The sequence below is a fragment of the Allokutzneria oryzae genome, assembly GCF_042429765.1.
Taxonomy (GTDB): Bacteria; Actinomycetota; Actinomycetes; order Mycobacteriales; family Pseudonocardiaceae; genus Allokutzneria; species Allokutzneria oryzae.
Genome location: NZ_JBHLZU010000024.1, coordinates 1 through 22,548, shown reverse-complemented (window position 1 = coordinate 22,548; position 22,548 = coordinate 1). Strand labels below are relative to the sequence as shown.

20 protein-coding genes are annotated in these 22,548 nt (G+C 70.3%); 8 read left to right on the top strand and 12 right to left on the bottom strand.

The features are described 5' to 3' along the window. Window positions 1-126: 126 nt before the first annotated feature. The 6 genes from ACFFQA_RS27920 to ACFFQA_RS27895 all read right to left on the bottom strand — a co-directional run bounded on the left by ACFFQA_RS27920 (window position 127) and on the right by ACFFQA_RS27895 (window position 9,709). Window positions 127-3,474 carry an error-prone DNA polymerase gene (locus ACFFQA_RS27920; RefSeq protein WP_377858570.1) on the bottom strand — a complete coding sequence of 1,116 codons (3,348 nt, stop codon included), beginning with the start codon at window positions 3,472-3,474 and terminating at the stop codon, window positions 127-129. Continuing rightward, on the bottom strand, window positions 3,474-5,045 hold the full coding sequence (locus tag ACFFQA_RS27915; protein ID WP_377858567.1) for a DNA polymerase Y family protein: 1,572 nt from the start codon (window positions 5,043-5,045) through the stop codon (window positions 3,474-3,476). Before ACFFQA_RS27915 ends, ACFFQA_RS27920 begins: the two co-directional genes overlap by 1 nt. Continuing rightward, a complete protein-coding gene (imuA', locus tag ACFFQA_RS27910; protein WP_377858564.1) occupies window positions 5,036-5,704 on the bottom strand; it encodes a DnaE2-dependent mutagenesis accessory factor ImuA' in 669 nt (222 codons plus the stop codon). Before imuA' ends, ACFFQA_RS27915 begins: the two co-directional genes overlap by 10 nt. Before the next feature lie 361 nt (window positions 5,705-6,065). After that, window positions 6,066-6,542: an SRPBCC family protein gene (locus tag ACFFQA_RS27905; RefSeq protein WP_377858561.1), complete on the bottom strand. Its 477-nt coding sequence runs from the start codon at window positions 6,540-6,542 to the stop codon at window positions 6,066-6,068. A 1,316-nt stretch (window positions 6,543-7,858) separates the two neighbouring features. Further along, the gene (locus ACFFQA_RS27900; RefSeq protein ID WP_377858558.1) at window positions 7,859-8,491 is read right to left on the bottom strand and encodes a response regulator transcription factor; all 633 of its coding nucleotides are present in this window, start codon (window positions 8,489-8,491) and stop codon (window positions 7,859-7,861) included. Window positions 8,492-8,500: 9 nt separating this feature from the next. Further along, window positions 8,501-9,709: a sensor histidine kinase gene (locus tag ACFFQA_RS27895; protein ID WP_377858555.1), complete on the bottom strand. Its 1,209-nt coding sequence runs from the start codon at window positions 9,707-9,709 to the stop codon at window positions 8,501-8,503. A 174-nt stretch (window positions 9,710-9,883) separates the two neighbouring features. Here ACFFQA_RS27895 and ACFFQA_RS27890 point away from each other — a divergent pair, with 174 nt between their 5' ends. Both ACFFQA_RS27890 and ACFFQA_RS27885 read left to right on the top strand, forming a co-directional pair. Next, window positions 9,884-11,473 carry a carboxylesterase/lipase family protein gene (locus ACFFQA_RS27890; RefSeq protein WP_377858552.1) on the top strand — a complete coding sequence of 530 codons (1,590 nt, stop codon included), beginning with the start codon at window positions 9,884-9,886 and terminating at the stop codon, window positions 11,471-11,473. A gap of 126 nt (window positions 11,474-11,599) precedes the next feature. Continuing rightward, complete coding sequence (locus tag ACFFQA_RS27885; protein WP_377858549.1) at window positions 11,600-11,824, top strand: hypothetical protein; 225 nt, start codon at window positions 11,600-11,602, stop codon at window positions 11,822-11,824. Window positions 11,825-12,043: 219 nt separating this feature from the next. On the opposite strand, the gene ACFFQA_RS27880 is transcribed toward ACFFQA_RS27885, so the two are convergent. Both ACFFQA_RS27880 and ACFFQA_RS27875 read right to left on the bottom strand, forming a co-directional pair. Then, window positions 12,044-12,328, bottom strand: a complete 285-nt coding sequence (locus ACFFQA_RS27880; RefSeq protein WP_377858547.1) for a DUF6355 family natural product biosynthesis protein — start codon at window positions 12,326-12,328, stop codon at window positions 12,044-12,046. Window positions 12,329-12,453: 125 nt separating this feature from the next. Beyond that, the gene (locus ACFFQA_RS27875) at window positions 12,454-12,753 is read right to left on the bottom strand and encodes a DUF6355 family natural product biosynthesis protein (protein ID WP_377858544.1); all 300 of its coding nucleotides are present in this window, start codon (window positions 12,751-12,753) and stop codon (window positions 12,454-12,456) included. A gap of 498 nt (window positions 12,754-13,251) precedes the next feature. On the opposite strand from ACFFQA_RS27875, the gene ACFFQA_RS27870 reads away from it, so the two are divergent. Together ACFFQA_RS27870 and ACFFQA_RS27865 are read left to right on the top strand one after the other, a co-directional pair. Continuing rightward, window positions 13,252-13,692: a hypothetical protein gene (locus ACFFQA_RS27870; RefSeq protein WP_377858542.1), complete on the top strand. Its 441-nt coding sequence runs from the start codon at window positions 13,252-13,254 to the stop codon at window positions 13,690-13,692. A gap of 301 nt (window positions 13,693-13,993) precedes the next feature. Continuing rightward, window positions 13,994-15,106 (top strand): ABC transporter substrate-binding protein, encoded by a 1,113-nt coding sequence (locus ACFFQA_RS27865; protein ID WP_377858539.1) that lies wholly within the window; start codon window positions 13,994-13,996, stop codon window positions 15,104-15,106. Window positions 15,107-15,186: 80 nt separating this feature from the next. Here the strand turns inward: ACFFQA_RS27865 and ACFFQA_RS27860 are convergent, their stop codons facing one another. Both ACFFQA_RS27860 and ACFFQA_RS27855 read right to left on the bottom strand, forming a co-directional pair. Beyond that, window positions 15,187-15,870, bottom strand: a complete 684-nt coding sequence (locus ACFFQA_RS27860; protein ID WP_377858536.1) for an ABC transporter ATP-binding protein — start codon at window positions 15,868-15,870, stop codon at window positions 15,187-15,189. Then, window positions 15,867-16,955: an ABC transporter permease gene (locus tag ACFFQA_RS27855; RefSeq protein ID WP_377858533.1), complete on the bottom strand. Its 1,089-nt coding sequence runs from the start codon at window positions 16,953-16,955 to the stop codon at window positions 15,867-15,869. The genes ACFFQA_RS27860 and ACFFQA_RS27855 overlap by 4 nt, the downstream gene beginning before the upstream one ends. 171 nt (window positions 16,956-17,126) lie before the next feature. On the opposite strand from ACFFQA_RS27855, the gene ACFFQA_RS27850 reads away from it, so the two are divergent. Both ACFFQA_RS27850 and ACFFQA_RS27845 read left to right on the top strand, forming a co-directional pair. Next, entirely contained in the window at window positions 17,127-18,347 is a 1,221-nt protein-coding gene (locus ACFFQA_RS27850; protein ID WP_377858530.1) for a sensor histidine kinase, read from the top strand. Beyond that, window positions 18,344-18,979 (top strand): response regulator, encoded by a 636-nt coding sequence (locus tag ACFFQA_RS27845; RefSeq protein ID WP_377858527.1) that lies wholly within the window; start codon window positions 18,344-18,346, stop codon window positions 18,977-18,979. The genes ACFFQA_RS27850 and ACFFQA_RS27845 overlap by 4 nt, the downstream gene beginning before the upstream one ends. Before the next feature lie 346 nt (window positions 18,980-19,325). Here the strand turns inward: ACFFQA_RS27845 and ACFFQA_RS27840 are convergent, their stop codons facing one another. Together ACFFQA_RS27840 and ACFFQA_RS27835 are read right to left on the bottom strand one after the other, a co-directional pair. After that, window positions 19,326-20,111, bottom strand: a complete 786-nt coding sequence (locus ACFFQA_RS27840) for a trypsin-like peptidase domain-containing protein (protein ID WP_377858524.1) — start codon at window positions 20,109-20,111, stop codon at window positions 19,326-19,328. A gap of 92 nt (window positions 20,112-20,203) precedes the next feature. After that, on the bottom strand, window positions 20,204-21,394 hold the full coding sequence (locus ACFFQA_RS27835) for an MFS transporter (RefSeq protein WP_377858523.1): 1,191 nt from the start codon (window positions 21,392-21,394) through the stop codon (window positions 20,204-20,206). 84 nt (window positions 21,395-21,478) lie between these two features. Here ACFFQA_RS27835 and ACFFQA_RS27830 point away from each other — a divergent pair, with 84 nt between their 5' ends. Both ACFFQA_RS27830 and ACFFQA_RS27825 read left to right on the top strand, forming a co-directional pair. After that, entirely contained in the window at window positions 21,479-21,937 is a 459-nt protein-coding gene (locus ACFFQA_RS27830) for a winged helix-turn-helix transcriptional regulator (RefSeq protein WP_377858520.1), read from the top strand. Window positions 21,938-22,208: 271 nt separating this feature from the next. Next, complete coding sequence (locus ACFFQA_RS27825; RefSeq protein WP_377858517.1) at window positions 22,209-22,451, top strand: hypothetical protein; 243 nt, start codon at window positions 22,209-22,211, stop codon at window positions 22,449-22,451. The last annotated feature ends 97 nt before the right edge of the window (window positions 22,452-22,548 follow it).

The window sequence follows — 22,548 nt, the reverse complement described above, 5'->3', positions numbered from 1 at the left end:
TCTCGCAGTCGCGCGCGAGCGATGATCAATCTCAACCGGATGGCATATCTGCCGACCGATGGCCAAGATCATTGAGATGTGGTCACGGAAAGTGAGACCCTGCAAAGGGGAACGGCTGCCCCGCCGCTACCGGTAGCTGCGGGACTCCCCGGCCGCGCGGACCGCGAGGTGCTGCAACCGGTCCGCTGTGATGGTGACGGCGCCTCCGGCGCGGTGGAGGATGCCTCGGACGATCAACGCCGAGCTGGTGCGGGCGGCATGGCGGTAACGGGCGGTGACTCCGGCGGGAGCGGCGACGTTCACCACGCCGGTTTCGTCTTCCACGCTGTAGAAGGTCATCCCGTTCGCGGTGGGCGGGCGTTGCCGGTGGGTGACGAGCCCGGCGACGAGGATCCGTGTTCCGTCGGTGACGGTGCCGAGTGCCGTGGCTGGTAGTGCGCCGAGGCGGTTGAGCTGGGCACGGACGAGCGCGACGGGGTGGGTGTCGGGGGAGATGCCGGTGGCCCAGACGTCGGCGACGACGATTTCCAGGTCGGTCATGCCGGGCAGGGTCAGCGGTGCCTGGTCGCCGACGGTGGTGCCGGGCAAGTGATCTGGTCGGCGTGCGGCGGCCGGTCCGGCCGCCCAGAGTGCGGCGCGGCGGGTGAGGTCGAACCCGGTGAACGCCCCTGCGGTGGCGAGTGCTTCGACGTGGGGTGCGGTGAGGCGGGCGCGTTCGGTGAGGTCGGACATGTCGGTGTAGGGGCCGTTGGTGGTGCGTTCGGTGACGATGCGTTCGGCGAGGTCGGTGCCGATGCCGCGGATGGCGGCGAGCCCGAGCCGCACGAGCGGTGTGGAGTCCGTGGGGGACAAGGGTTCGAGCGTCGGGTGGACGTCGCTGATGTTGATCTCGGCTCGGCGGACGGTGACGCCGTGGTGGCGGGCGTCAGCGACCAGGGACTGGGGTGAGTAGAACCCCATCGGCTGCGCACGCAGCAACCCGGCGAGAAACGCCGCGGGGTAATGACATTTGAGCCACAAGCTCGCGAAAACGATGTGGGCGAACGAGATCGCGTGCGACTCCGGGAAACCATAGGAGGCGAACGCGGCGAGCTTGTCGAAGATCTGGTCAGCGAGCTCGACGTCGATGTCGTGCAGGCGCGCGGCGCCGTCACGGAAGCGCTGCCGCAGCGCTTCGACTCTGGTGTGGGAGCGTTTCGCGCCGATCGCGCCGCGCAGGAGATCGGCTTCGGCGGGGGAGAAGCCCCCGGTGTCGATGGCGATCTGCATGAGCTGTTCCTGGAACAGCGGGATGCCAAGGGTTTTCGCCAACGCGGGTTCCAGTGAGGGGTGGGCGTAGGTGACGGGTTCCTGCCCGGAGCGCCGCCGCAGGTAGGGGTGGACCGAGCCGCCCTGGATGGGGCCGGGCCGGATCAACGCGACTTCCACGACCAGGTCGTAGAAGTTCTCCGGCTTCAACCGGGGCAGTGTGGACATCTGCGCGCGGGACTCGATCTGGAACACCCCGATGGTGTCCGCGCGTTGTGCTGCGGCGTAGACGGCGGGGTCGGTGAGGTCCAGGCGCGCGAGGTCGACGTGGGTGCCGTGGCGGTCGGCGATGAGGTCGACGGTGTAGTGCACCGCGGAGAGCATCCCCAACCCGAGAAGGTCGAACTTGACGAGGTCGGCCCAGGCACAGCCTTCTTTGTCCCATTGCAGGACGGTGCGGCCGGGCATGGTCGCGTTCTCCACCGGGCAGATCTCGCCGATGGGGGTGCCGGTGATGACCATCCCGCCGGAGTGGATACCGAGATGCCGTGGCGCGCCTTCGAGCTGGGCGGCGAGTTCCAGCACGAGCGGGGGAATCCCCGCCTCCTCGCCGTGTCCACTGTCCTGTGTGGACTGTTCGGTGGGGACGGTGCGGTGGTGGTCCAGCTGCTTGGCCCACGCGTCCTGTTGACCGGGGGCGTAGCCCAGGGCCTTGGCGACGTCGCGGATCGCGGAGCGGGCGCGGTAGGTGATGATGTTGGCGACCTGCGCGACGTGGGAGCGGCCGTAGGCGCGGTAGACGAACTGGATGACCTCTTCGCGGCGGTCGGACTCGATGTCGATGTCGATGTCCGGTGGGCCGTCGCGCGCGGCGGAGAGGAACCGTTCGAAGAGCAGGCCGGCGGCGATGGGGTCGGCGTTGGTGACGCCCAGGGCGTAGCAGACGGTCGAGTTCGCCGCCGAGCCGCGACCCTGGCAGAGGATGTCCGCCTCGCGGCAGAAGGCCACGATCCGGTGCACCACCAGGAAATACCCCGCGAACCCCAGCTCCGCGATGACGGCGAGTTCGTGGTCGATCTGCGCGTACGCCGCCGGATGGTCCGCGCGGGGGCCGTAACGACGGGCCGCCCCGGCGTAGGCGAGGTCCCGGAGGTGGGTGTCCTCGGTGTCCCCGTCCGGGACCGGGAACCGGGGCAGGGGCGGGGCGAGGATGGTCAAGTCGAAGGCGCACGCCGCGGCGTACTCGGCCGCGCGCTGGACGGCGCCGGGGTAGCGGGCGAACCGCTGTGCCATCTCCGCACCCGACCGCAGGTAGGCCGCTGGGGCGGGTGGCAGCCACCCGTCGAGGTCGTCCAGGGACCTCCGGGCTCGGATCGCCGCCACCACGGAGGCCAACCGAAACCGGTCCGGTGTCGCGTAGTGGACAGCGTTGGTCGCCACCGTCGCCAGTCCGGCGCGGGCGGCGAGTGCGGCCAGGCTGTCATTGCGGGTCGTGTCGCCGGGGAGGTTGTGATCGGTCAACTCCACCACGACGTTGTCCCGTCCGAACAACGCGACCAGCCGATCGAGCTCGGCCGCCGCGGCGTCGTGTCCGTCGCGTGCGAGTGCGGCCCGGACGGAGCCTTTGCGGCAGCCGGTGAGCACCAGCCAGTCACCGCCCGCGCGGCGCGCGATCTCGTCCAGGTCGTAGACCGGCCGGCCTTTCACCGCCCGCTCCGCGCCGGGGGCGTCGGCCTCGGCGATGTCGTCCGGCTCGCGGAACCCGCTCAACTGGCCTGCCGTGATGGCGGCGGCCAGCGACCGGTAGCCGTCGGGGTTGCGGGCGAGCACGAGCAGGTGCTGCCCGCCCGGATCCGGCACACCGCCTTGGGGTGCGTCCAAGCCGAGGGACAGCTCCGCCCCGAACACCGTTGCCAGACCACGGTCCCGCGCCGCGGCGGCGAGGTAGGGGGCGGCGTACAGGCCGTCGTGGTCGGTGATCGCGAGTCCGGTCAGGCCGAGCCGCACGGCCTCATCGACCAGGTCCTCGGGGGCTGACGCGCCGTCCAGGAAGCTGAAGTTCGAATGGCAATGCAGTTCGGCGTAAGGGACTGGAGCCCCGCCGGGTGCCGATGGGGGTGGTGGGCGCTCGCGCGATGGTCGCGGTTTCTCGTTGTGTGGCAGGGGTTTTCCGGAGAGGGCAGCTTCGAACTCCGCCCAGGACACGGGTGGGTTGTGCCAGGCCATTAGTCGTGGGTCCCCTCGACCCACCACCGGTGGCCGTCCCCGCCCAGCAGTAGCGCCAGTTCCCCGGTGTCGTCGAGGGCGGTGAGGACGACCTGCAGGCGCACCGTGCGGTGTGCGTTGGTGGTGGTCCACCAGCGCTCGAACAACGGCCAGGGCGGGCCCCATGACGCCACCGCCCGTCGCGGGAACCCGGCGAGCTGGACGGTGTGCGGGGGAGCGGACAGCACGCTGCGCACGACCCGGACCGGCTCCCCGGTGGCGTCGAACACTCCGGCGGCGGGTTTGTCCGGTGGTGTGGTGGTGGGTGTGGGTGGCAGGAGCCTGCCGGGCCACGGGTGGTCCACCGTGGCGTCGGTGTCGGTGGCCTCGCCCCATGGGGTCAGCCGTACCTGGTCGTTGGGGGTGCGTCCGCCGGAGAGGTGGGGGAGCAGGATCCCGTCGGGGCCGAGGACGCCTTGGACGCGGACCATCGCCCGTCCCGCGCGCTCCGCCAGCGAGGTCTCGGCGGCGTTGGTGAGCAGATCCAGCTGGAGCGCTTCTCCGGCGAGGACTTCGACCGGTTCCAGGCGCAGGGTGGTGATGCCGCTGCCCAGGGCGGCGGGGCCGGTGGCGCGCAGCCATCCGTCCAGCTGCCATCGCACCCGATCCACCGTGCCCGCCACGGTGAGCGGCTCGGCGCACCGCCAGATCCGCTCTCGTGCCCGGCCTTTCTCCGTAGTGGCGGTGATCGCCAGCCGGGTGCACGCCAACCCCCGCGCGGCGAGTCCGTTGTAGAGGGTTTCGCCGAGGGTTTTCGCGGCGAACGCGGCGACGTCGACCCGTTCCAGTGGCGGGTCGAACTCCTGGGCCACAGCGAGATCCGCGGGCGGCTGGCGCCGGTCGGGGGCGTGCTCGTCGATGCCACTGGCGCGCCGGTGCGCCAAGACTCCCCGGGGACCGAACCGGGTGGTGACGTCCGTGGCCGGGAGTGCGGCGAGGTCGCCGAGACGGTGGATCCCCAGACGCCGCAACAGGTCCACGAACTCCGCCCACCCGGCGCGGGGCTCGGCGGGTTGGTCGAGTTCCCGGATGTCCAGCGGGGCCAGGAACTGCGCGGTCTGTCCGGGCGGGACCAGGACTCCGCGATGCGCGGCCAGCGTCGCGGCGTAGACGGTGTCGGCGGCACCGACCTGGCATTCGATCCCGGCCTGGGCCTCGACGGCGTCGACCAGGCGCTCGGCGACGACCTCCTCCCCGCCGAAGTAGCGCGCGGGACCGCGCGCACCCATGGCCAGCAGCCCGGGGCGCAGGATCTCGATTCCCGGGACCAGGTCCTCCACGGCGGCCGCGACGGGTTCGAACGCGGCGGCGTCGCGGTCCGGATCCGCCTCGATGACCACGAGTTCGGGGCAGAGGTTCTGCGCCTGCCGGGTTCGGTGGCCGCGGCGGACACCGTCGGCGCGGGCGGTGGCTGAGCACACCGCAACCCGGTTGTCCTCGACCACGGCGACCGGTGCCGTCGGTGCGAGGCCCGCCGCTGTGGTGGCGGCGGCCGCGGGGAAGTCGGGGCACCACAACACGATCAGGCGCATCCGTTGCGCACCACACCCAGCCGCCGCGCCCCTTCCGCGCCCGTCACGGGCGCGAGTGGGCCGCCTGGTCCCGGCAGGCGGACCCGGGTCGAGCGTGGCCGTGCCGCCGCGCCGCGGCCGGAGGCGTGGATCTCGACCTCGCGCTCCACCAGGTGGCCGTGTCCGGCGTCCAGGCCGAGCCATCGTCCGCTGGTACAGCGCAGCGCCACGTCAGCGGATGGCCATGGCCCCAGCGGGAGCAGCACGGCGCCGCGCTGTCGCGCCCGCGCGGTCAGTGTCCGCTGCTCGGCTCTGCTCAGGGAGCGGGGAGCGGTGAAGGCGACCAGGTCCACGCCGTCCACGAGCGCGGCCACCACCGTCGCCAACTCGATTCCGGGGCGCGGTACCAGGGGCATCCGTTCCACCGCGACCCCGGCCTCTGCCGCGGCGAGCACGCTCAGCTCCGGGACGCCGACCACCGCCGCCCAACCACCGGCGGCGGTGACCGGTGCGAGGAGTGCGAACAGCAACGACATCGAGCCGACCGCGATGGTGGTGCCGCGCCGCAATCCCGGCCACGGCAGCACTTCTCGCAGGTGCGGGTTCACCGGCAGGACCCGTCCGGCGACGTCGTCGCTGGACGCGGTGCTGACCCCGGCCAGGGGCGCGGGACGGGACACCGGGCTCTCCTCCTCCAGGCGTGGGCGCGCGCGTTCGCGAGCACACCCGCCGCGGGGAAGGTCGGCAGCTGGCTCGAACTGGTGTTCGAATTGACTGGTGTCAGTAAACCCACGCCCGACTGGAGGCGTCAAGTCGACAGGCCAATATGGACACCGCTGACCAGCGGTAACCAACCGGTTACCCCGCTTGGTCCACAGAGGACACACGCGCGGCCCAGCCACGGTCAAGGGCCACGGAACAGGTGGGTGTACGACGGCGCGGACGCCCTGCGTGCTCGCACCCGGCAAACGCGTAGAGGGCTTGGGGCAGGCGGTCGGCTGGACGCGTGGCCTGCGGCATGAGCGAGCGTTCGATCGGGACCTAGGAGTCCTCGGCGCCTCTCGTGAGGTATGCGGCGAGGTTCGACAACGAGGAGGCCAGCCCAGCGGCGTGATCCTCGGCGGAGATGCCGTCGGGGACGTCGTCAGCGCGGATCTCCACACGCGTACCGGTGTCGACGGCGGTGACCTCCCAGGTCATGGTCATCGTGCCGGCGTAGGAGGGGTCGTCGGAGACGAACTCGACCGCCTGCACCACGCGTACGCCGGGGACGATGTCGACGAATCGTGCTTCGACAACGTCGGAGTCGGGCGTGGCCTTGCCCGGTGAGCTCGACGCGTCCGCGTAGGTCAGGACCAGCCGGTACGACCCTCCTGGGCGTGCGTCGAACCGGTCGAACCGGCCGGTCATCCCGTCGGGTGGCAGCCAGGCCTTGAGCGCGTCCGCGTCGACGAGAGCGGCGTACACGCGATCCGGCGAGGCGGCAATCACCCGAGATCCTGTGTCGGTCCGTGGCATGGCGTCATGCTAGGCGGCCGACACGGGCGCACGCCGGTTCCGCGAGCACGGATGTCCACAACGATTGGCCGCCACGTCCAGCGCCTGTCCTGCAAGCCGTCCCGATGCCCCGAACTGGCACGCCGCCCCCATGCCCCCGTGTCCCCATGTCCTCGTATCCCCGTGCCCCCGTGCCCCCGTGCCCTCGTGCCCTCGTGCCCTCGTGCCCCCGTGCCCTCGTGCGCGCGTGCCCCCGTGCCCTCGTGCCCCCGTGCCCTCGTGCCCCGATGCCCCGAACTGGCACGCCGCCCTCGTGCCCTCGTGCCCCCGTGCGCGCGTGCCCTCGTGCACGCGTGGGCTGGCTGGCGTGGTCGGGGTTTTCGCGTTTTGTAGGCTTAATGCGCGAAAGAGCGCTCTCATTTCGCATTAAGCCTACAAAACGCGAAATGGGAGGCGTGGGGATGAGGGCGCCAGGGGGTGGTGAGGTGGTGAGGTGGTGTTACCACGTGCGGGACAGGCCAGTACCTCGATCGGGTCCCGCGGGCTGAACGCCACGAGCGCGATACCCGACGCCGTAGCAGGGCGTTGACGTGCAGGCGCTGCGCGGATCTCCTCGCGCGCCCCATGCGGACGCCAACAGTGGCACCATGACCAGCGGCCCGCTCAACTCAGGTCGAAAAGGGATCGATCTTCTCAGCTGATCAGCTTGCTGCCGTTGCAGCGCTCCCATCCACCGCCGCTCCCCTTTTCGTACTCAAAAGCGAACCAGTAAGTCAGTCGTTTGCCGGAATTATTCGAACCCATATAAGAATAACCGTCCGGACCGGGCTTCCCGGAGCTCAGGGAAGCTCTCCAGCTTCCATGCCAGACGACCGCCTTGGTGCGTGACGCTATGCCACTTCTGAGCGCGAAAGAAAAATGAGTCCTACCCCCGCCTCGGGTTGCGCGAACAACTCCCACGTAGGGTCCCGCCGTGCACCCCATCTGGCTCTGGACTGCCCGGCCGCTCGTGTCGAGTGCGTCATCGGTGTGCGCATTCGCGGTGGTGAGGGGATTGCTCGCGAGGAGCGTGGTCAAGGCGAGCGTGGTGATTGCCACGCTTCGTGCGCGCTTTTTCATGGGCCGAAAGCCTGGCATGACAAAAAGAGGAGTGTCAAGGCCTTTGGTCGGGCTTTTCTTGGCGCCTACTTGAAAGTGAGCGCTATTCGCAACGGTTCGTTAGCCGAGTAGGAAGAATCTCTCGTATTTCAGCGAGGTGGTCTCATCGAGATCGGGTCGAGGTAGGGCTGACCGCGCCGGTGGCACCGGGGGTGTGCTCGGCGCGTCCGGCAGCGCGGCTATTTCGCGTCGTGCACGAGCAGGGCGATCTGGACCCGGTTGGCGACTTCGAGCTTGACCAGGACCCGCGACACGTAGGACTTGATCGTCGTGACGCTCATGAACTGGGACGCGGCGATTTCGGCGTTCGACAGCCCTTCGCCGACCGCCTCGGCGACTCGTCGTTCGCTCTGGGTCAACGTCGCGAGCGCTGAACGTGCCCTGGCCCGCCGGCCCTCGTCGCCATCGGCGATCTGAGCCATGAGCTTGCGGAGGATGCCCGGGGAGAACGTGGGTTCGCCGCGCGCCGCCCTCCGGATCGCCGCGACCAGGTCGGCGGGGGGAGTGTCCTTGAGGAGGAACCCGTCGGCTCCCGCCCGAAGTGCCCGGCGGACGAGCTCGTCGGTGTCGAACGTGGTGAGCACCAGCACCGCGGGTGGCAGGTCCCTCAGTTGGGCGGTCGCGGTGATCCCGTCGGTGCCGGGCATGCGGAGGTCCATCAGCACGACGTCGGGCCGGGTGGATCTGACCAGTTCGACGACCCCCGCGCCATCGCCCGCCTCACCCACGACGGTGATGCCCTCGGCGCCGGACAACATGGTGGTCAGACCGGCGCGGACCAGCCATTCGTCGTCGATCAGCAAGACGTGCACGGGTTCCACTCATGCCCCCCAGGGCAGCCGAGCCCGCAGCAGGTAGTCGCCGCCTGCCGGGCCGTGCCGCAGCTCGCCGCCCGCGAGGGTGGCCCGTTCGGCGAGTCCCATCAGCCCCGTGCCGGATCCGGGAATCGACGGCTCGGCACCGGGGGAGAGGGGAAGCGGTTGCCGGACGGCCACCCGCAAACCCGATCCGGCCGACCCGGTGATGGTCACGGTGACGGGCCGGCCGGGGGCGTGTTTGCGGGCGTTGGTGAGTCCTTCTTGGACGATGCGGTACGCGGTGCGGCCGACCAGTTCGGAAACGGAGGTCAAGGCCTTGCCGTCCGGCATCTCCAGGGTGACCGCCATACCCGCCTGCCGCGCTTCGGTCACGAGGTCCTCCACGCGCTCCAGCGTCGCTCGCGCGAGCTCGGTGTCCTCGGCCGGACCCTCGCGGAGCAGGCCGATGACCTCTCGCAGGTCGACCAGCATCTGGTGCGCTCCGCTGCGGATGACGCCCGCCGCGCGCGAGATCTCGGCTTCGGACGCACCGGGGTTGAACTCAAGTGCTCCCGCGTGCACGCTCAGCAACGACATCCTGTGGGCCAGGACGTCGTGCATCTCGCGAGCCAATCTCGTGCGTTCCAGTTGCCGTGCTTCCGCGAGCCGGGCGGCGTGTTCTCCCTCCGCCAGCCGGGCTCGTTCCGCGAGCGAGACCAGCAGCTGCCGCCGGGCGCGCACCAGCCTACCCACCCCCGCGACGACGGCGGTGGTCAGCACGCTGATGGTCACGCTGGCCCAGAACGGCACGTCCGGCGACGGTCGCGTGATGGCCACCGACACAGAGGTCACGACTCCCAGCGCGGCCACCAGCGCAACGGCCCGCCACCGGCAGTGCAGCGCCGCCGAGAAGGTCGCCACCGCGGCCGCGCCGCCCACCGCGGGGGACACCGCCGACAACCCCACCAGTGCGAGGGCCAGCGCTATCGGCCACCTGCGCCGGACCAGCAGAGCGGCGCAGCCCAGCGCTCCCAGCGCCAGATCGGCCGTCTCCGCAGGCGTGACTCCCATGCGAAGCAGCGACCAGGAGCTGAACAGGCCGACCACGGCGGCGATCAGCATCCCGATGACGTCGACGACGACATCGCGGGCCGACCGGACCGGCCTGCCAACGGGATCGGGATCGACATCCTCCCGCAGGGAACCGGGCAACCACCGCCAGGGAACCGTCACCCCCGCATTCGATCACCGCGCGCTTCGAGGCGGGCAGGCGGCTGATCACCACCACTCGTCCGTGCCGACCGCGGCCCTGGACTCCTTCCGGCCAGGAGAAGATCAACCAAAGTCACGGCGACTGCCTTCCTCTGGACGCTGCGGCGATCCCACGGGGCCGCGAAGCATGTGCGCATGCGTGCAACATCAATGCGTGCCCGACCGGGGACGTGGGCGGCGGTCGTCGTCACCGCTGTGGCCGTGGTCTCGGCCTGTGCTCCTGCGGTGGCGTCCACGCCCGACCCAGCGGTCGTGGCGACCGACCACGGCGCGGTCGGCGGGGTCATCACCGGAGACGTCCGCCGCTTCGACGGCATTCCCTACGCGCAACCGCCCATCGGTCAGTTGCGCTGGCAGCTGCCCCAGCCGGTGCCGCACTGGGAAGGCGTCCGCCCGGCCAAGAGCCCCGGGTCGTCCTGCACCCAAGCCGGCGACAACGGAGCGCAGTCCCCGGGGTCCTCGGAAGACTGCCTGTACCTGAACGTGACCGCGCCCGTCAGTGCCGACGCACCGCTGCCGGTGGTCGTCTGGCTGCACGGCGGCGGATACAGCAGCGGTTCCGGAGCCGACTACAACCCGGCCAGGATGGCCGCCGCGGGTGCCGTGGTCGTCACCGTCAACTCCCGGCTCGGGGTGTTCGGTTTCTTCGGCCATCCCGACCTCCCGGACTCGGGAACCTACGGTCTCGCCGACCAGCAGGCCGCGATGCGCTGGGTCCAGGCGAACGCGGCGGCCTTCGGCGGTGACCGCTCCCGTGTCCTGCTCGCGGGTCAGTCCTCGGGCGGCATCAGCGTGTGCGGCCACCTGGCATCACCCGCCGCGGCAGGGCTGTTCCAGCGGGCGGCCATCCACAGTGGACCGTGCAAACCGGACTGGCCGGGGGAGCTGTTCGCGCCCGGTGACGCCTCGTCCAAGCTGTGGATCGAGCGCACGGTGCTGCAACAGCGGGGCCGCGAAGCCGGGAGTTCGCTGGCCACACGCCCGAACTGCCCGGACCCTTCGTCGCTCGGCTGCCTGCGCGACGTCCCTGCCGAGGACCTTCTTGCGCTCAACGGCCCGTTCCACTCGCCCGCCTACAACACCCCGCTCATCCCCACCATGCCGTGGGACGCCTTCCGGGCAGGACGTAACACCAAGGTTCCCGTGCTCGAAGGCACCACGCGGGACGAGCACACCATGTTCACCGAACTCTTCGAGCTGGGGGACGAAAGAGCCTATCGCCAGCAGCTGACGAAAGCGTTCGGTGCCGCGAGGGCCGACAGAGTCGCCGCCGAGTACCCGATCACCCGTTTCGGGGGATCGGCGAAGCGGGCCTTCGCCGCGGTCGGCGGTGACTTCGCGGCCACGTGTCCGGCGTTGGAAGAGGCGAAGATGCTGGGCGCCCACACCCCCACCTACACGTACCAGTTCGCCGACCCGCATCCGCCGGGCTCGCAGGACAGCCCTTCCGGAGCCGATCTCGGCGCCTACCACGGCTCGGAGTTGCTCTACCTGTTCGACATGGGGGATTCGTTCGGACAGCTCACCGTCGCGCAGCGCCAGCTGTCCTCCCGGATGATCAACGCCTGGATCACGTTCGCCGCAACCGGAAAGCCCGTGTTCACCGACGGCACGACCGACTGGCCTCGGTTCGACGGCAACCATTCGCTGCGGCTGGAGCCGGGCAGGTCGAAGCCGGCCGACGTCGCCACCGAACACCACTGCCGGTTCTGGGCACAGCGGTGAGCTGGTGCGAGGTGTGGTTGCAGTGCAAGGGAAACATCGGACTACTGACGAGAGGCCACAGGCAGCATGTTCCGTACTCGGTCATATAGAACTGCCCCAGGAGTCCTTCTGCCGGCCATCCTTGCCATGATCGCGGTCGGCGCGATGGTTGGCACGGCGGCTGATGCCAACGCGGAGAGCCAGTGCTGGCCCAGTGAGGGGTGCGTGAACGTCGCCGGGCCGTACACGGGGCCGCAAGGCCTGAAGGAATGCCAAAAAGACTTGCCGTACTACACGGACAGGTACGTGGACCTGTTCTGCGGCCAGATCACCCTTGAGCCGGCTTATGAACTGTTCGGCAGGCCACGGTAATCCGCGTTCAGAGACACGGCGCTGATCCAGTCAGCGAGCAGCGGGCCGAAGTCCGTTGGCTTGATGCCCTCCTCGCGGATGAGGCGAAGCGTGCGCGATCCCGGCGAACATTCCGGTCTTGGCGGCAGGTACGGCGAGGGCAGCGCGCGGGAACCGCTGTGGAACGAGGAACAACGCGGTCGGCGAGATGGTCGCCGACCGCGCTTGCAACCCGAGCTCTCAGCACAGCCCGACGTACCAGGCATCCCGGACCGTCGGCTTGGGGCCGAGACGAGTGACCCCCGGTGCGACGCACCAGACTCCGTCGGAAGCGAACACTATGTCGACGTGGATCCGGACGTTGGTCGGGCCGCAGTGGTTGTAGTACTGCGCGTCGACGGTTTTGTAGAAGCCGCACGTGGCGGCCACGGCCACGTCGCCACCGGCGCTCGCAGCCGGGGTCGCCAGTCCCGTCGTCGCGGCGACCACCGCGAGCGACAGGGCCACCCGAGATCTTGCGCGCATACTCACTCCTCGCATCAATGCATCCTTTGCGCGGATTCCCCTTGAAAGGAAATCAGCAGAGCAACACTTTGCGCTTGCTCGGCGACCACCAGGCGGAAGCACATCGCATCCCGCGCGGGCGCCGCTCAGCAGAGCCCGATGTACCAGGCATTCCGGGCGCGCGGCCAGAGGCCGATATTGGTCGTCGAGTTCCTCTTGACGCACCTGGTCTCGTCGGGGCCCCACGCTATGTCGATATGGATGTTGACAGGGGTCGGGCCGCAGTGCGTGTAGTACGCCCAGGTCTCGTCGTGGTGGTAGCCGCCGCACTGACGCGCCGCGGCTTCGCGGGCGGGGGCCGGAGCGGCGCTCGCCGCCGGGGCCACCAGGCCCATGGTCGCGGCGACCACGGCGAGCGGCAACGCCACCCGGGATCTTGCCTGCATACTCACTCCACGTGTCGATGCGATTCTTGCTCGGATTCCTTGACCGGAGGATGCGAATTCTGTTCCAATTTCAGAACCGCACCGTCCCCCTTGTGGAACCCGTTCGCGCACCGTAAGTGGCGGCAGTGAAATCCCACTGAAACACAACCTGCTTTCCCCGGTTTTCCCCATGCGGAAGGAGAGTTCGCCGGGCACGCCTGGCTGGGTGGTGTCGCCGGACATGACGTGCGTCGCGCTCCGGTGCCCGCCTCCCGGAGGCCCGGCTTGCCGTGCTCCCCGATCAGCTGGACCGCGTCACCGGAGACCAGGCGGTCGGATGCCCGGCCCTGCGGCCCGTAGCTGATCAGTAGTCGGCCCGGTGTCATCCGTCTGAACTGGGCTTTCCGTATCCCGATCTCCGGTGGCGTTGTCAGTGAAACGCCAGTCGCTCTCGCTAGCTTGGCAGCACCCGCCCGGCACCGAATCCCATCACGCTGGGCTGTCATCGGGAGAACCGTCGTGACTATCGCGCATCGTGCGGCCGCGCTGGGGCTGGCCACCCTCTTGTCGACCACCCTGGTCGCCACCACCGGTACCGCGCACGCCGGCCCCAACAGGCGGGAGGTCGCTGTGGCGTCATGCTCGAAGGACGGTTTCCGGGGCGAACTCATGGCGGAGAAGTTCCTCATCGTCCGGCCCGCCAGCGGGAATCTGGTTCAGGTCTACTTCACGTACCGCATCACCCCCGGCAACGGTCGAGGCGAGGCGAATGTGAAGGTCCGGGAGGGGAACTGGAACTCCTCCGTGGAGCTCGGGGAGCAAGATGGTGAGTGGCACATGCTGACCGGCAGGCAGCTGGGCAAGGGCGATTTCGAAAAGAAGCTCACCTACCGCTTCGGCTTCATTTTCGACAAGAAGTGGGCTTCGGACCCCCGCTGCGACGGGAAGGTGACCATCTAGCCTGTCCTGCAAGTCGTCCCGATGTCCCGAGGTGGCGCCGTCCCCGCCTCCGCCCCCGTGCACGCGTGGGTCGGCTGGCGTGGTCGGGGTTTTCGCGTTTTGTCACCTTGATGCGCGAAAGAGCGCTCTCATTTCGCATTAAGCCTACAAAACGCGAAACGAGGGGGGCGCGACCCAAGGCCCGGCGTGGTCACCAGGTGCGCCCGCCCCGGCGAGATGAGATGAACGCGTACTACCGTGCCTTGGCACTCCGCCATCCGGGCGAGCCGCAGCCGCATCGTCACACGGGAGACGCCAACGCATGAGTACGCCACCATCGCCACCTGGAGCGGAGTGGACCGACGGGGCACCCGTCCGGATCGGCGCTCTCGTTCCGCTGACCCGGCCTGGCTGGGTCGGGGCAGGCCAACACCTGCTCGCTGGACTGGAGCTGGCTGTTCGCGAAGTCAACGACGCCGGCGGGATCGCCGGAAGACCACTTGAGCTGGTGGTCCGAGACACCGCGGCTGATCCGCGGAAGGCCGCTGCCGCCGTAGACGAACTGGCCCGCATGGGCGTTGCCGCCTTGGCAGGGGAGTACCACAGCGTCGTCGCTCGCGCCGCTGCCGCCAGGGCCGACGCCATCGGCCTGCCGTTCCTCTGCTCGTCAGCGGTTCTCGACGCGCTCACCGAACAGCCAACGGAATGGGTCGCGCGCCTCGCCCCCGCGCAGTCCCACGGCTGGCCGATCTACGCGGACTTCCTCCTCGGCGCGGGCCACAGTCGAATCGCCGTAGCGGCCGAGCCGAGTGTCTACTGGGCATCTGGTGCCCGCGTTCTGCGGGACCACCTCGCCCCACGCGGCGGCACCGTCATCGAGCTCGACATGCGCGCGCTCACCCCCGCCGCCGTGTGCGACGAACTCGTCGGCAATCGCGCGACAGCCCTCCTTCTTCTGGTCGGCCACCCGGAGCCGGCGGTGTCGATCGTCAAGTCCGTCCGCCGCGACCAGCGCCTCGCCGAGATCATGATCGGTGCTCCGGCCGGGCAACCGGAGTTCGCCGAATGGGCGAGGTCGCTGGGCGAGGACAGCGCCGCGATCCCGTTCTTGCGCTACCTGCCCGAGCGCCTCAGCCCACTCGGTGCACGAGTCGAGACGGCCCTCCGCGAGCGGCTGGCCGAATCGCCTTCCTTCGTCGCCTTCGAGGGCTACGACACGGTCGCCGTCCTCGCCGAAGTGCTGCGTTCTTCCGGCGCGGACCCGGCGCGCATCGCCGAGTCCTGGCCGCGCGTTGCAGTCGAGGGCACCCGCGGGCGGATCCAGTTCTCCCGCACGCCAGGCATCAGCGTGTGGCAATGGGATTGGGCGCCGATCCACGTCGCTGACCGAGATCCGGCGGAGCCCGGTCGCTTCCGGGTCCTGCACACCAGCTGAGCGGGCACGGAGGTCCGAGCGACCCGCCGGTCGGCGGGTCGCTCGCTCTCCGCTTCGCTGATGTTGCCCGCAAGGCGAGCTCAGCGGGCTGGCTGGGGGAGGTGGAGGCGTCCGTCGTGGACTTCGGCGACCTGGTCGACGGCGGTGAGGTGGGTGCGATCGTGGGTGACCAGGACGGTGGCGGTGGCCTGCTGGTGGGTGAGGCGGGTGATGAGGTCGATGACGGCCGCCCCGCGCTCGTGGTCGAGCGCGCTGGTGGGTTCGTCGATCAACAGGACGGTGGGGTTGTTCATCAAGGCGCGGGCGATGTTGACGCGCTGGCGCTGGCCGCCGGAGAGCTGGTGCGGGCGGCGCCCCGCCTGAGGTGCGAGGCCGACGGCGTCGAGCAGGTCCAACGCCCGGTCGCGAGCCTTGACCGGAGAGCGGCCGTCGATCTGCGCCATGACCTGGAGCTGTTCGGCGGCGGTGAGGGCGGGCAGCAGGTTGGGCTGCTGGAAGACGATGCCGATCTTGCGGCGGCGCAGGTCGGTGAGCTCGCCGCGGGGCATGCCGGTGGTCGTGGTGCCGTCGATGGTGACGGTCCCGGTGTCGGGGGTGGTCAGGGTGGCCGCGACGGCCAGCAGGCTGGATTTGCCGGAGCCGGAGGGGCCGACCACGGCGGTCAGGCTTCCCCGGGGGACGTCCAGGGTGACCCGGTCGAGTGCGGTCAGGCGGGAGTCGCCGTCGGGGTAGGTGAGGGTGATGTCGGTCAGGGTCAGGCTCATCGGGCGCTCCCCAGGGCGGTCAGCGGGTCGACGGAGGTGATGCGGCGGATGGACAGCGCGGCTCCCAGCGCGCCGAGCAGGATCATCACGGCGGCCGGGACGAGAACGGTGGCGGGCGTGAGGACGAAGGGCACGGCGGAGCCCGCGATGGCGGCGCCGAGACCGGCGGCGAGGCCGGTGCCGATGAGGGTGCCTCCCGCGAGCAGGACGACGGCCTGGCCCAGTGCGTCCTTCAGCAGGCCGGTCGTGGTGGCGCCCAGGGCCTTGAGCACGGCGATGTCGCCGCTGCGCTGGATGGTCCAGACCGTGAAGAAGGCGCCGATGACCAGTGCGGAGATGGCGAACAGGAAGCCGCGCATCAGTTGCAGGGAGCCGTTTTCTGAGGTGTAGGAGCCGATCGCGGACAGCGAGTCGTCCTTGGTGACCGTCGCGGTGCCGATGGTGTGGTCGGTGGCCGCGATGTCGGCGCCGGAGGTGGTGGTCAGTGCGATCACGGTCGCGATCGGGCCGTCGCCGTCGCTGGTGGGGGGTGCGGTCCCGCGCCAGAATTCGAGGCTGGTCCAGACGACCGGGGTGTGGCTGAAGAAGGCGTCGCCCGCCACAGCGGCCACGGTCAGCCGCTGCCCGGCCAGGGTGACGGTGTCACCGGCATGGACCCCCAGGTCGTCGGCGGCCGCGGTGGACAGCACCGCGGACTGCTCGGTGAGCTTGCCGCTGTCCGGGGCGAGGGCGGATCCGGGCTGGACCCCGAAGGCGGAGACCCCGGAGCTCCTGGTGCCTGCGGTGGCCCTGGTGGTGGTGATGCCCAGTGGCTCGGCGCTGGTGACGCCGGGGGCCGCGGCCCACCGCCGCCACTGGTCCTCGGTGACGGTGGAGTTGGCGTACGAGAGGTCCTGATCGCCGCTGGGTGCGGCGAAGGCGATCTTGTCGGCGGGCAGGCCGGTGATGGCGGAGATGTTCTGCCTGCCCAGTCCGGCGGTCAGCCCGGACAGCAGGCCGACCAGCAGGGTGATCAACACGATGACGGTTCCCATCAGGGCGAAGCGCCCTTTGGCGAACTTCAGGTCTCTCCAGGCGACGAACACGGCTTCGGCCTGTCCTTTCCGGCGGGGGACTGGGTACGTCCCCACGGTCGCCGCCGGACCCCTGGTGGGGCATCTGACCGGGGATGGCACTTCGCGGGCCGGAAGGCGGCACGCCGGTTCCACCTTTCGATAGAGGTGATCGCGCGGCAGGCTCCGTAGCCTGGACGCACTGTGGACACCGCCGCTCCTGCCCTGACCCCGACCAGCCGGGTGCTGACCTGGTGCCTGCACCTGCTGCTCATCGCCCTGCTCGTCCTGGCGGCGGCACGGGCCGTTGCCGACGGTCTGCCCCAGGCCGGAGCGGTCGTCGCGGCGGCGGCGCTGTGCGGCCTGGTGTACGCGGCCGGACCGCTCCTGCCTCGCGTCCGCACGTCCCGGAAGGTCGCCGCGGGGTGGTTGGCCGCGGTGAGCGCCGTGTGGCTGGTCCTGATGGTGCTGACCGCCGACGGGGTGTGGGTCGCGTTCCCGCTGTACTTCCTCCAGCTCCACCTGCTGCCGCGCCGAGCTGGCCTGGTCGCTGTGACCGCGACCGCGCTGGCAGCGATCACCGCCTTCGCCGCGCACCAGGGCGTCCTCAGCCCGGCCATCGCGATCGGCCCGGCGCTCGGTGCGGCCGTCGCGGTCGCCGTGGTGCGGGGGTACCAGGCCCTGTACCGGGAGAGCGAACAACGGCGGCGCCTGATCGAGGAGCTCACCGCCACCCGAGCCGACCTGGCCGAGGCCCAGCACACCGCCGGGGTGCTGGCCGAGCGGGAACGCCTGGCCCGGGAGATCCACGACACCCTCGCCCAGGGGCTGTCCAGCATCCAGCTGCTGTTGCGCGCCGCCGAACGGTCCCTGCCCGAGACCTCGGGCAATCTCGCCCGCTACGTGGGCCAGGCCCGCCAGGCCGCCGCGGACAACCTCGCCGAGGCCCGCCGTTTCGTAGCCGCTCTCACCCCGCCCGCCCTGGACGACACCACCCTGGCGGGCGCGCTGGAACGCTTGTGCGCCACCACCAGCGCCCGGCACCGGATCACCGTGCGCTCCCACCTCGCGGGCGAGCCGGTGCCGCTGCCGACCGCGCACGAGGTCGCCTTGCTGCGCATCGCCCAGGCCGCACTCGCGAACACGGTCCGCCACGCCGACGCCACCACAGCGGAGATCACCCTGAGATACCTCGGCGACCACATCGCACTCGACATCGTCGACGACGGCACCGGGTTCGACCCCGACCGGCTGCCGGACCCCGACCCCGAGGAGGGCGGCTTCGGACTGGCGGCCATGCGCAGCCGCACCCAAGCTCTGGGGGGCACCTTCACCGTCGAGTCGGCCCCCGACCGCGGCACCGCCCTGTCCGCCCGGCTGCCCTTGCCACGATCCACCGACACCCAGCCCGAGGCCCGCCCATGACCGAAACCGCCATCCGCCTCCTTCTGGCCGACGACCACCCCGTGGTGCGGGCCGGGCTCCGCGCCGTGCTGGAGACCGAACCCGGCCTCGTCGTGATCGCCGAGGCGGCGACCGCCGAGGACGCCGTGGCCCGCGCCGCCGAAGGCGACATCGACGTGGTCCTGATGGACCTGCGGTTCGGCACCGGCATGACCGGAGCCGAGGCCACCGCCGCGATCACCGCGTACCCCGGTGCACCCCGTGTCCTGATCGTCACCACCTACGACACCGACGCCGACACGCTGCCCGCAATCGAGGCGGGCGCCACCGGCTACCTCCTCAAGGACGCTCCTCCCGAGGACCTGGCCGCCGCCGTGCGCACCGCAGCAGCCGGGCGCACCACCCTGGCCCCCACCGTCGCCGACCGGCTCGTGAACCGGATGCGCATGCCCGACACCGCCCTGACCCGGCGCGAGATCGAAGTCCTCACCCTTGTCGCTGGCGGCCTGTCCAACCGGGCCATCGCCGACCGCCTCCACCTCACCGAAGGCACCGTGAAATCCCACCTGGCCCGCAGCTACACCAAACTCGGTGTCGACTCACGCACCGCCGCCGTCGCCACCGCGACCGACCTCGGCCTCATCCGCCGCTGACCGGACCACCAACTCCCCACCAGTGCGCGGACCCAGCTGGTCGAGCGCATGCTGCGGGATCCGTCGCAGTGCTCGGGCCAGGCTCCTCGCAAGGGTGCGGCGCGCCCGTGAGGACGCGCCGCACCGGCACTAGTGAGCTGGTCCTGCACGTGGTGACACCACCTCACCACCCCCAGGCGCCCTCACCCGCGTGCCCCTCATTTCGCGTTTTGTAGCCTTAATGCGAAATGGGAGCGCTCTTTTGCGCGTTAAGGTGACAAAACGTGAAAATCCCGATCACGCCAGCCGGCCCACGCGTGCACGGGGACACGGGGCGGCGCGTCCGCGAGGACGCGCCGCACCGGCGCTAGGGAGCGACCGGGGTGAACCCGGCGCCCGCCTCTCCGCGCTTGTTCATGTCCGCGAGGATGGCGGTCATGGAGGTGCTCAGCCCGGCAGCCCACTGGTTGCCGATGAGCTTGTTGTCCAGGACCACCGGGGAGCCGGAGTCGCCGGGCCCCTCCCAGATGGTGTGTGCGAAGTAGGGGCCGCTGGTGCTCACCATGAAGCCGCAGGTGAGCCCGGTGGTCTGGCCCTGCTTGCACATGCGGGTGCCGGGCGTCGGCGGGGTGCCGATCCCGGCGATGGTGATGCCGCCGACGGTCGCGGTCGGGACGACCTTGGACTTGTCGAACCTGATCACCGAGTAGTCCAGCCCCGGGTTGGTGGGGCTTCCGACCGGGTTGCTGCCGCTGACGTGCACGACCTCGCCGATCACGCCCGTCTCCAGGTCGGTCTCGGAGGTCTTGGCCGGCTGCGCCGCCGTGCCGGCAGGGGCCTTGTTGTAGTAGATCTTGTCGCCGAGCACCGGCTTGTTGTCGTCGCCGTAGAAGCAGTGCGCGTTGGTGAGGCCGACGAGGTCACCGGCCTTGTCGTGGCCGATCGTCGTCATCGTGCACCAGGTGGCGCCCTGGGCGGGGACGGGCTTGCCCTTGCCGAAGACGATGCCGGAGCCGCCACCGATCCGCACCGTCCGCGCGGCGCCCTCGCCCCGCGGCTGCTCGGGTGCGGCGACGGCGTGAGCAGTGGAGCCGCCCGCCACCAGCGCCAGCACGGCGGCACCGGTGGCGGCGGTCGCTCTCAGTCGATTCATGTGCGCGACCGTAGGGACGGCCGCTGAAATGCGAATGAAACCACCTTTTCGAAGTCATGCTCGGGTGCTTGTCGGCTATGACGGCGCCGCGGTCATCCTTGTCCCATGCCGAGGTGCGCGTGGTGTCCGCGGCGGTTGGTCGTGCGGGCGGTGAGGGCCCAAGTGGCGAGTGCGCAGAGCGCGAGTGCCGCGCCGAGGATGGTGGGGCCTGTCCAGCCCGCGGCGTCGAACAGCGCGGTGGTCGCGCTGGCTCCGAGCGCGGAGCCGAGGGAGTAGAAGACCATGTATCCGCCGATCGTGCTGCTGGTGCGGTCGGCGTGCGCGGCGGTGAGGATGTGCTGGTTGCTGACGTGCACGGCCTGGACGGCGAAGTCGAGCACGATCACGCCGATGACCAGCAGGAGCAGCGACCAGCCGAGCTGTCCGATCGCGAGCCAGGAGCCGAGCAGGAGGGCGAGCGCGATGCCGGTGACCCGGCCGGCGTGCCCGGCATCGCCCCAGCGGCCGGATCGGGCGGCGCCCAGGGCGCTGGCGAGCCCGGCGACGCCGAACAGCCCGATCTGCGCTTCGCTCAGGTTCCACGGCTCACCAGCCAGGGGCAGCGCCATGCCGCTCCAGAGGGTGCCGAAGGAGGCGAAGAGGAAGAAGGCGATCAGCCCGCGGCTGAGGAACGTCGGCTGGGCGAACAGCCCGCCCAGGGAACGGATGACCTGCCCGTACCGTTCGGTGCCGGTGCGGGCGTCCGCCGGAAGCGCAGCGAGGCCGAGCACGCAGAGGACGGCAGCGAGAATCGCCAGAGCGAGGTAGCTGCTGCGCCAGCCCCACAGGTCCGCCAGGCTTCCCGTGACGACCCGGGTGCCGAGGATGCCGACCACCACACCTGAGGTGACGACGCCGAGGTTGCGTCCGCGCTCCTCCGGCGGGGAGATCGAGGCCGCGTAGGCGACCGTGGTCTGCACCACCACCGCGAACACGCCCGCGACGGCGAGGCCGCTGAACGCCACCCAGGCGACCGGTGCGGCCGCGGTGACCGCCAGGCCGACCGCCACCAGCCCCAGGTGCGCGGCGATCAAGCCTCTGCGGTCGAGCATGTCGCCCAGCGGCACCAGCAGCACCAGCCCGGCGAGGTAGCCGAGCTGCCCAACGGCCACGAACCAGCCGACCGAGTCGCGGGGAACGCCGAGGTCGTGCCCCATCGGCCCCAGCACCGGCTGCCCGGCGTAGACGCCGGCGACCGCCACCCCGCACACCACCGCCAGCAGCAGCCTCACCCCTCGGCCCACCGCTACCTCCTCAATTGGTTGCAAATCGAAACTCTTCGGAGGGTAGGTCAGAATGGTTTCATCTAGCAACTCATTGGAGGGGTGATGGCACACGGCGACATGGCGGGGCAGAGCCTCGCGTGGACGGACCCGAACTGCCCGGTCGCGCGGGCGGTGGATGTGATCGGGGATCGATGGAGCCTGCTGATCGTCCGGGACGCGATGGACGGGGCCCGCTCGTTCACCGACTTCCAGCAGCGCACGGGGATCGCCCGCAACATCCTCGCCGACCGGCTCCGCAAGCTCGCCGCGCACGGCCTGATCGCCCAGGTCGAGGCCCCGTCGGGCAAACGCCGGGTCTACACGCTCACCGCGGCCGGCAAGGACCTGTTCCCCGTGATCGTCACACTTCGTCAATGGGGTGAGCGCCACGCCTTCGAGGCGGGTGAGGCGCATTCGGTCCTGGTCGACGAGCACGGCGCGGTCGTTCCGCAGATCGTCCCCGTGGCCGCGGACGGATTGTCGCTGACAAGTGACACGACCTCCGTGCGGAGGCGCACGTGAATCCCGTGCCAAAGCCGTTCCCTCGCTACGCCCTGTCGTAGCTGGTCGGACGGGAGCCTCCTGCGCGGCGCGGCGGAGCTGGGTTTCTTCCATCGGCATCCGGTGGCGACGCTGGGATCTCTGCCACGATTCTTGCCCGTTTTCCCCTGGATTCGGCCAGTCCAGACCCTGGCTGGCGAGAACAGTGCGACCAACCCGGTCAACGCGGAGAGCGTCGGCTGGCCGGAACTCGCGAACACGGTCAGCGCCGTCTACCGGACGCTGCCACCCGATGTGCGCAACGGCACCACGGTCGTCGCGCACACCTATTGGCGCCGCGCTGGCCTTCTACGGCCCGGAACGAGGACATCCCGGCGTCCACAGCCCGCACCGCGGTTACTGGTACTTCGGGGCGAGCACGACGCTGTACGTCGGTGGTTCCCAGGCGCAGATCTCGCAGCACTTCGACCGCGACCGTGGACAACGGTCTCGGGCTCCGCAACAGCGCGCAGGGCACGTCCGTCTGGCTCTGTGAAGGCCAACGCCAGCCCTGGTCGGAGTTGTGGCCGCGCCCGCGGTGCCTCCTGCACCTGCGGTGCCTCCTGCACCTGCGGTGCCTCCTGCACCTGCGG

Excerpts from the sequence above, each read along its gene's own strand:
- ACFFQA_RS27920 (WP_377858570.1), bottom strand. The coding sequence starts at position 3,474 with ATGGCCTGGCACAACCCACCCGTGTCCTGGGCGGAGTTCGAAGCTGCC.
- ACFFQA_RS27915 (WP_377858567.1), bottom strand. The coding sequence starts at position 5,045 with ATGCGCCTGATCGTGTTGTGGTGCCCCGACTTCCCCGCGGCCGCCGCC.
- ACFFQA_RS27905 (WP_377858561.1), bottom strand. The coding sequence starts at position 6,542 with ATGCCACGGACCGACACAGGATCTCGGGTGATTGCCGCCTCGCCGGAT.
- ACFFQA_RS27890 (WP_377858552.1), top strand. The coding sequence starts at position 9,884 with ATGCGTGCAACATCAATGCGTGCCCGACCGGGGACGTGGGCGGCGGTC.
- ACFFQA_RS27885 (WP_377858549.1), top strand. The coding sequence starts at position 11,600 with ATGATCGCGGTCGGCGCGATGGTTGGCACGGCGGCTGATGCCAACGCG.
- ACFFQA_RS27880 (WP_377858547.1), bottom strand. The coding sequence starts at position 12,328 with ATGCGCGCAAGATCTCGGGTGGCCCTGTCGCTCGCGGTGGTCGCCGCG.
- ACFFQA_RS27875 (WP_377858544.1), bottom strand. The coding sequence starts at position 12,753 with ATGCAGGCAAGATCCCGGGTGGCGTTGCCGCTCGCCGTGGTCGCCGCG.
- ACFFQA_RS27865 (WP_377858539.1), top strand. The coding sequence starts at position 13,994 with ATGAGTACGCCACCATCGCCACCTGGAGCGGAGTGGACCGACGGGGCA.
- ACFFQA_RS27860 (WP_377858536.1), bottom strand. The coding sequence starts at position 15,870 with ATGAGCCTGACCCTGACCGACATCACCCTCACCTACCCCGACGGCGAC.
- ACFFQA_RS27845 (WP_377858527.1), top strand. The coding sequence starts at position 18,344 with ATGACCGAAACCGCCATCCGCCTCCTTCTGGCCGACGACCACCCCGTG.
- ACFFQA_RS27840 (WP_377858524.1), bottom strand. The coding sequence starts at position 20,111 with ATGAATCGACTGAGAGCGACCGCCGCCACCGGTGCCGCCGTGCTGGCG.
- ACFFQA_RS27830 (WP_377858520.1), top strand. The coding sequence starts at position 21,479 with ATGGCACACGGCGACATGGCGGGGCAGAGCCTCGCGTGGACGGACCCG.
- ACFFQA_RS27825 (WP_377858517.1), top strand. The coding sequence starts at position 22,209 with ATGTGCGCAACGGCACCACGGTCGTCGCGCACACCTATTGGCGCCGCG.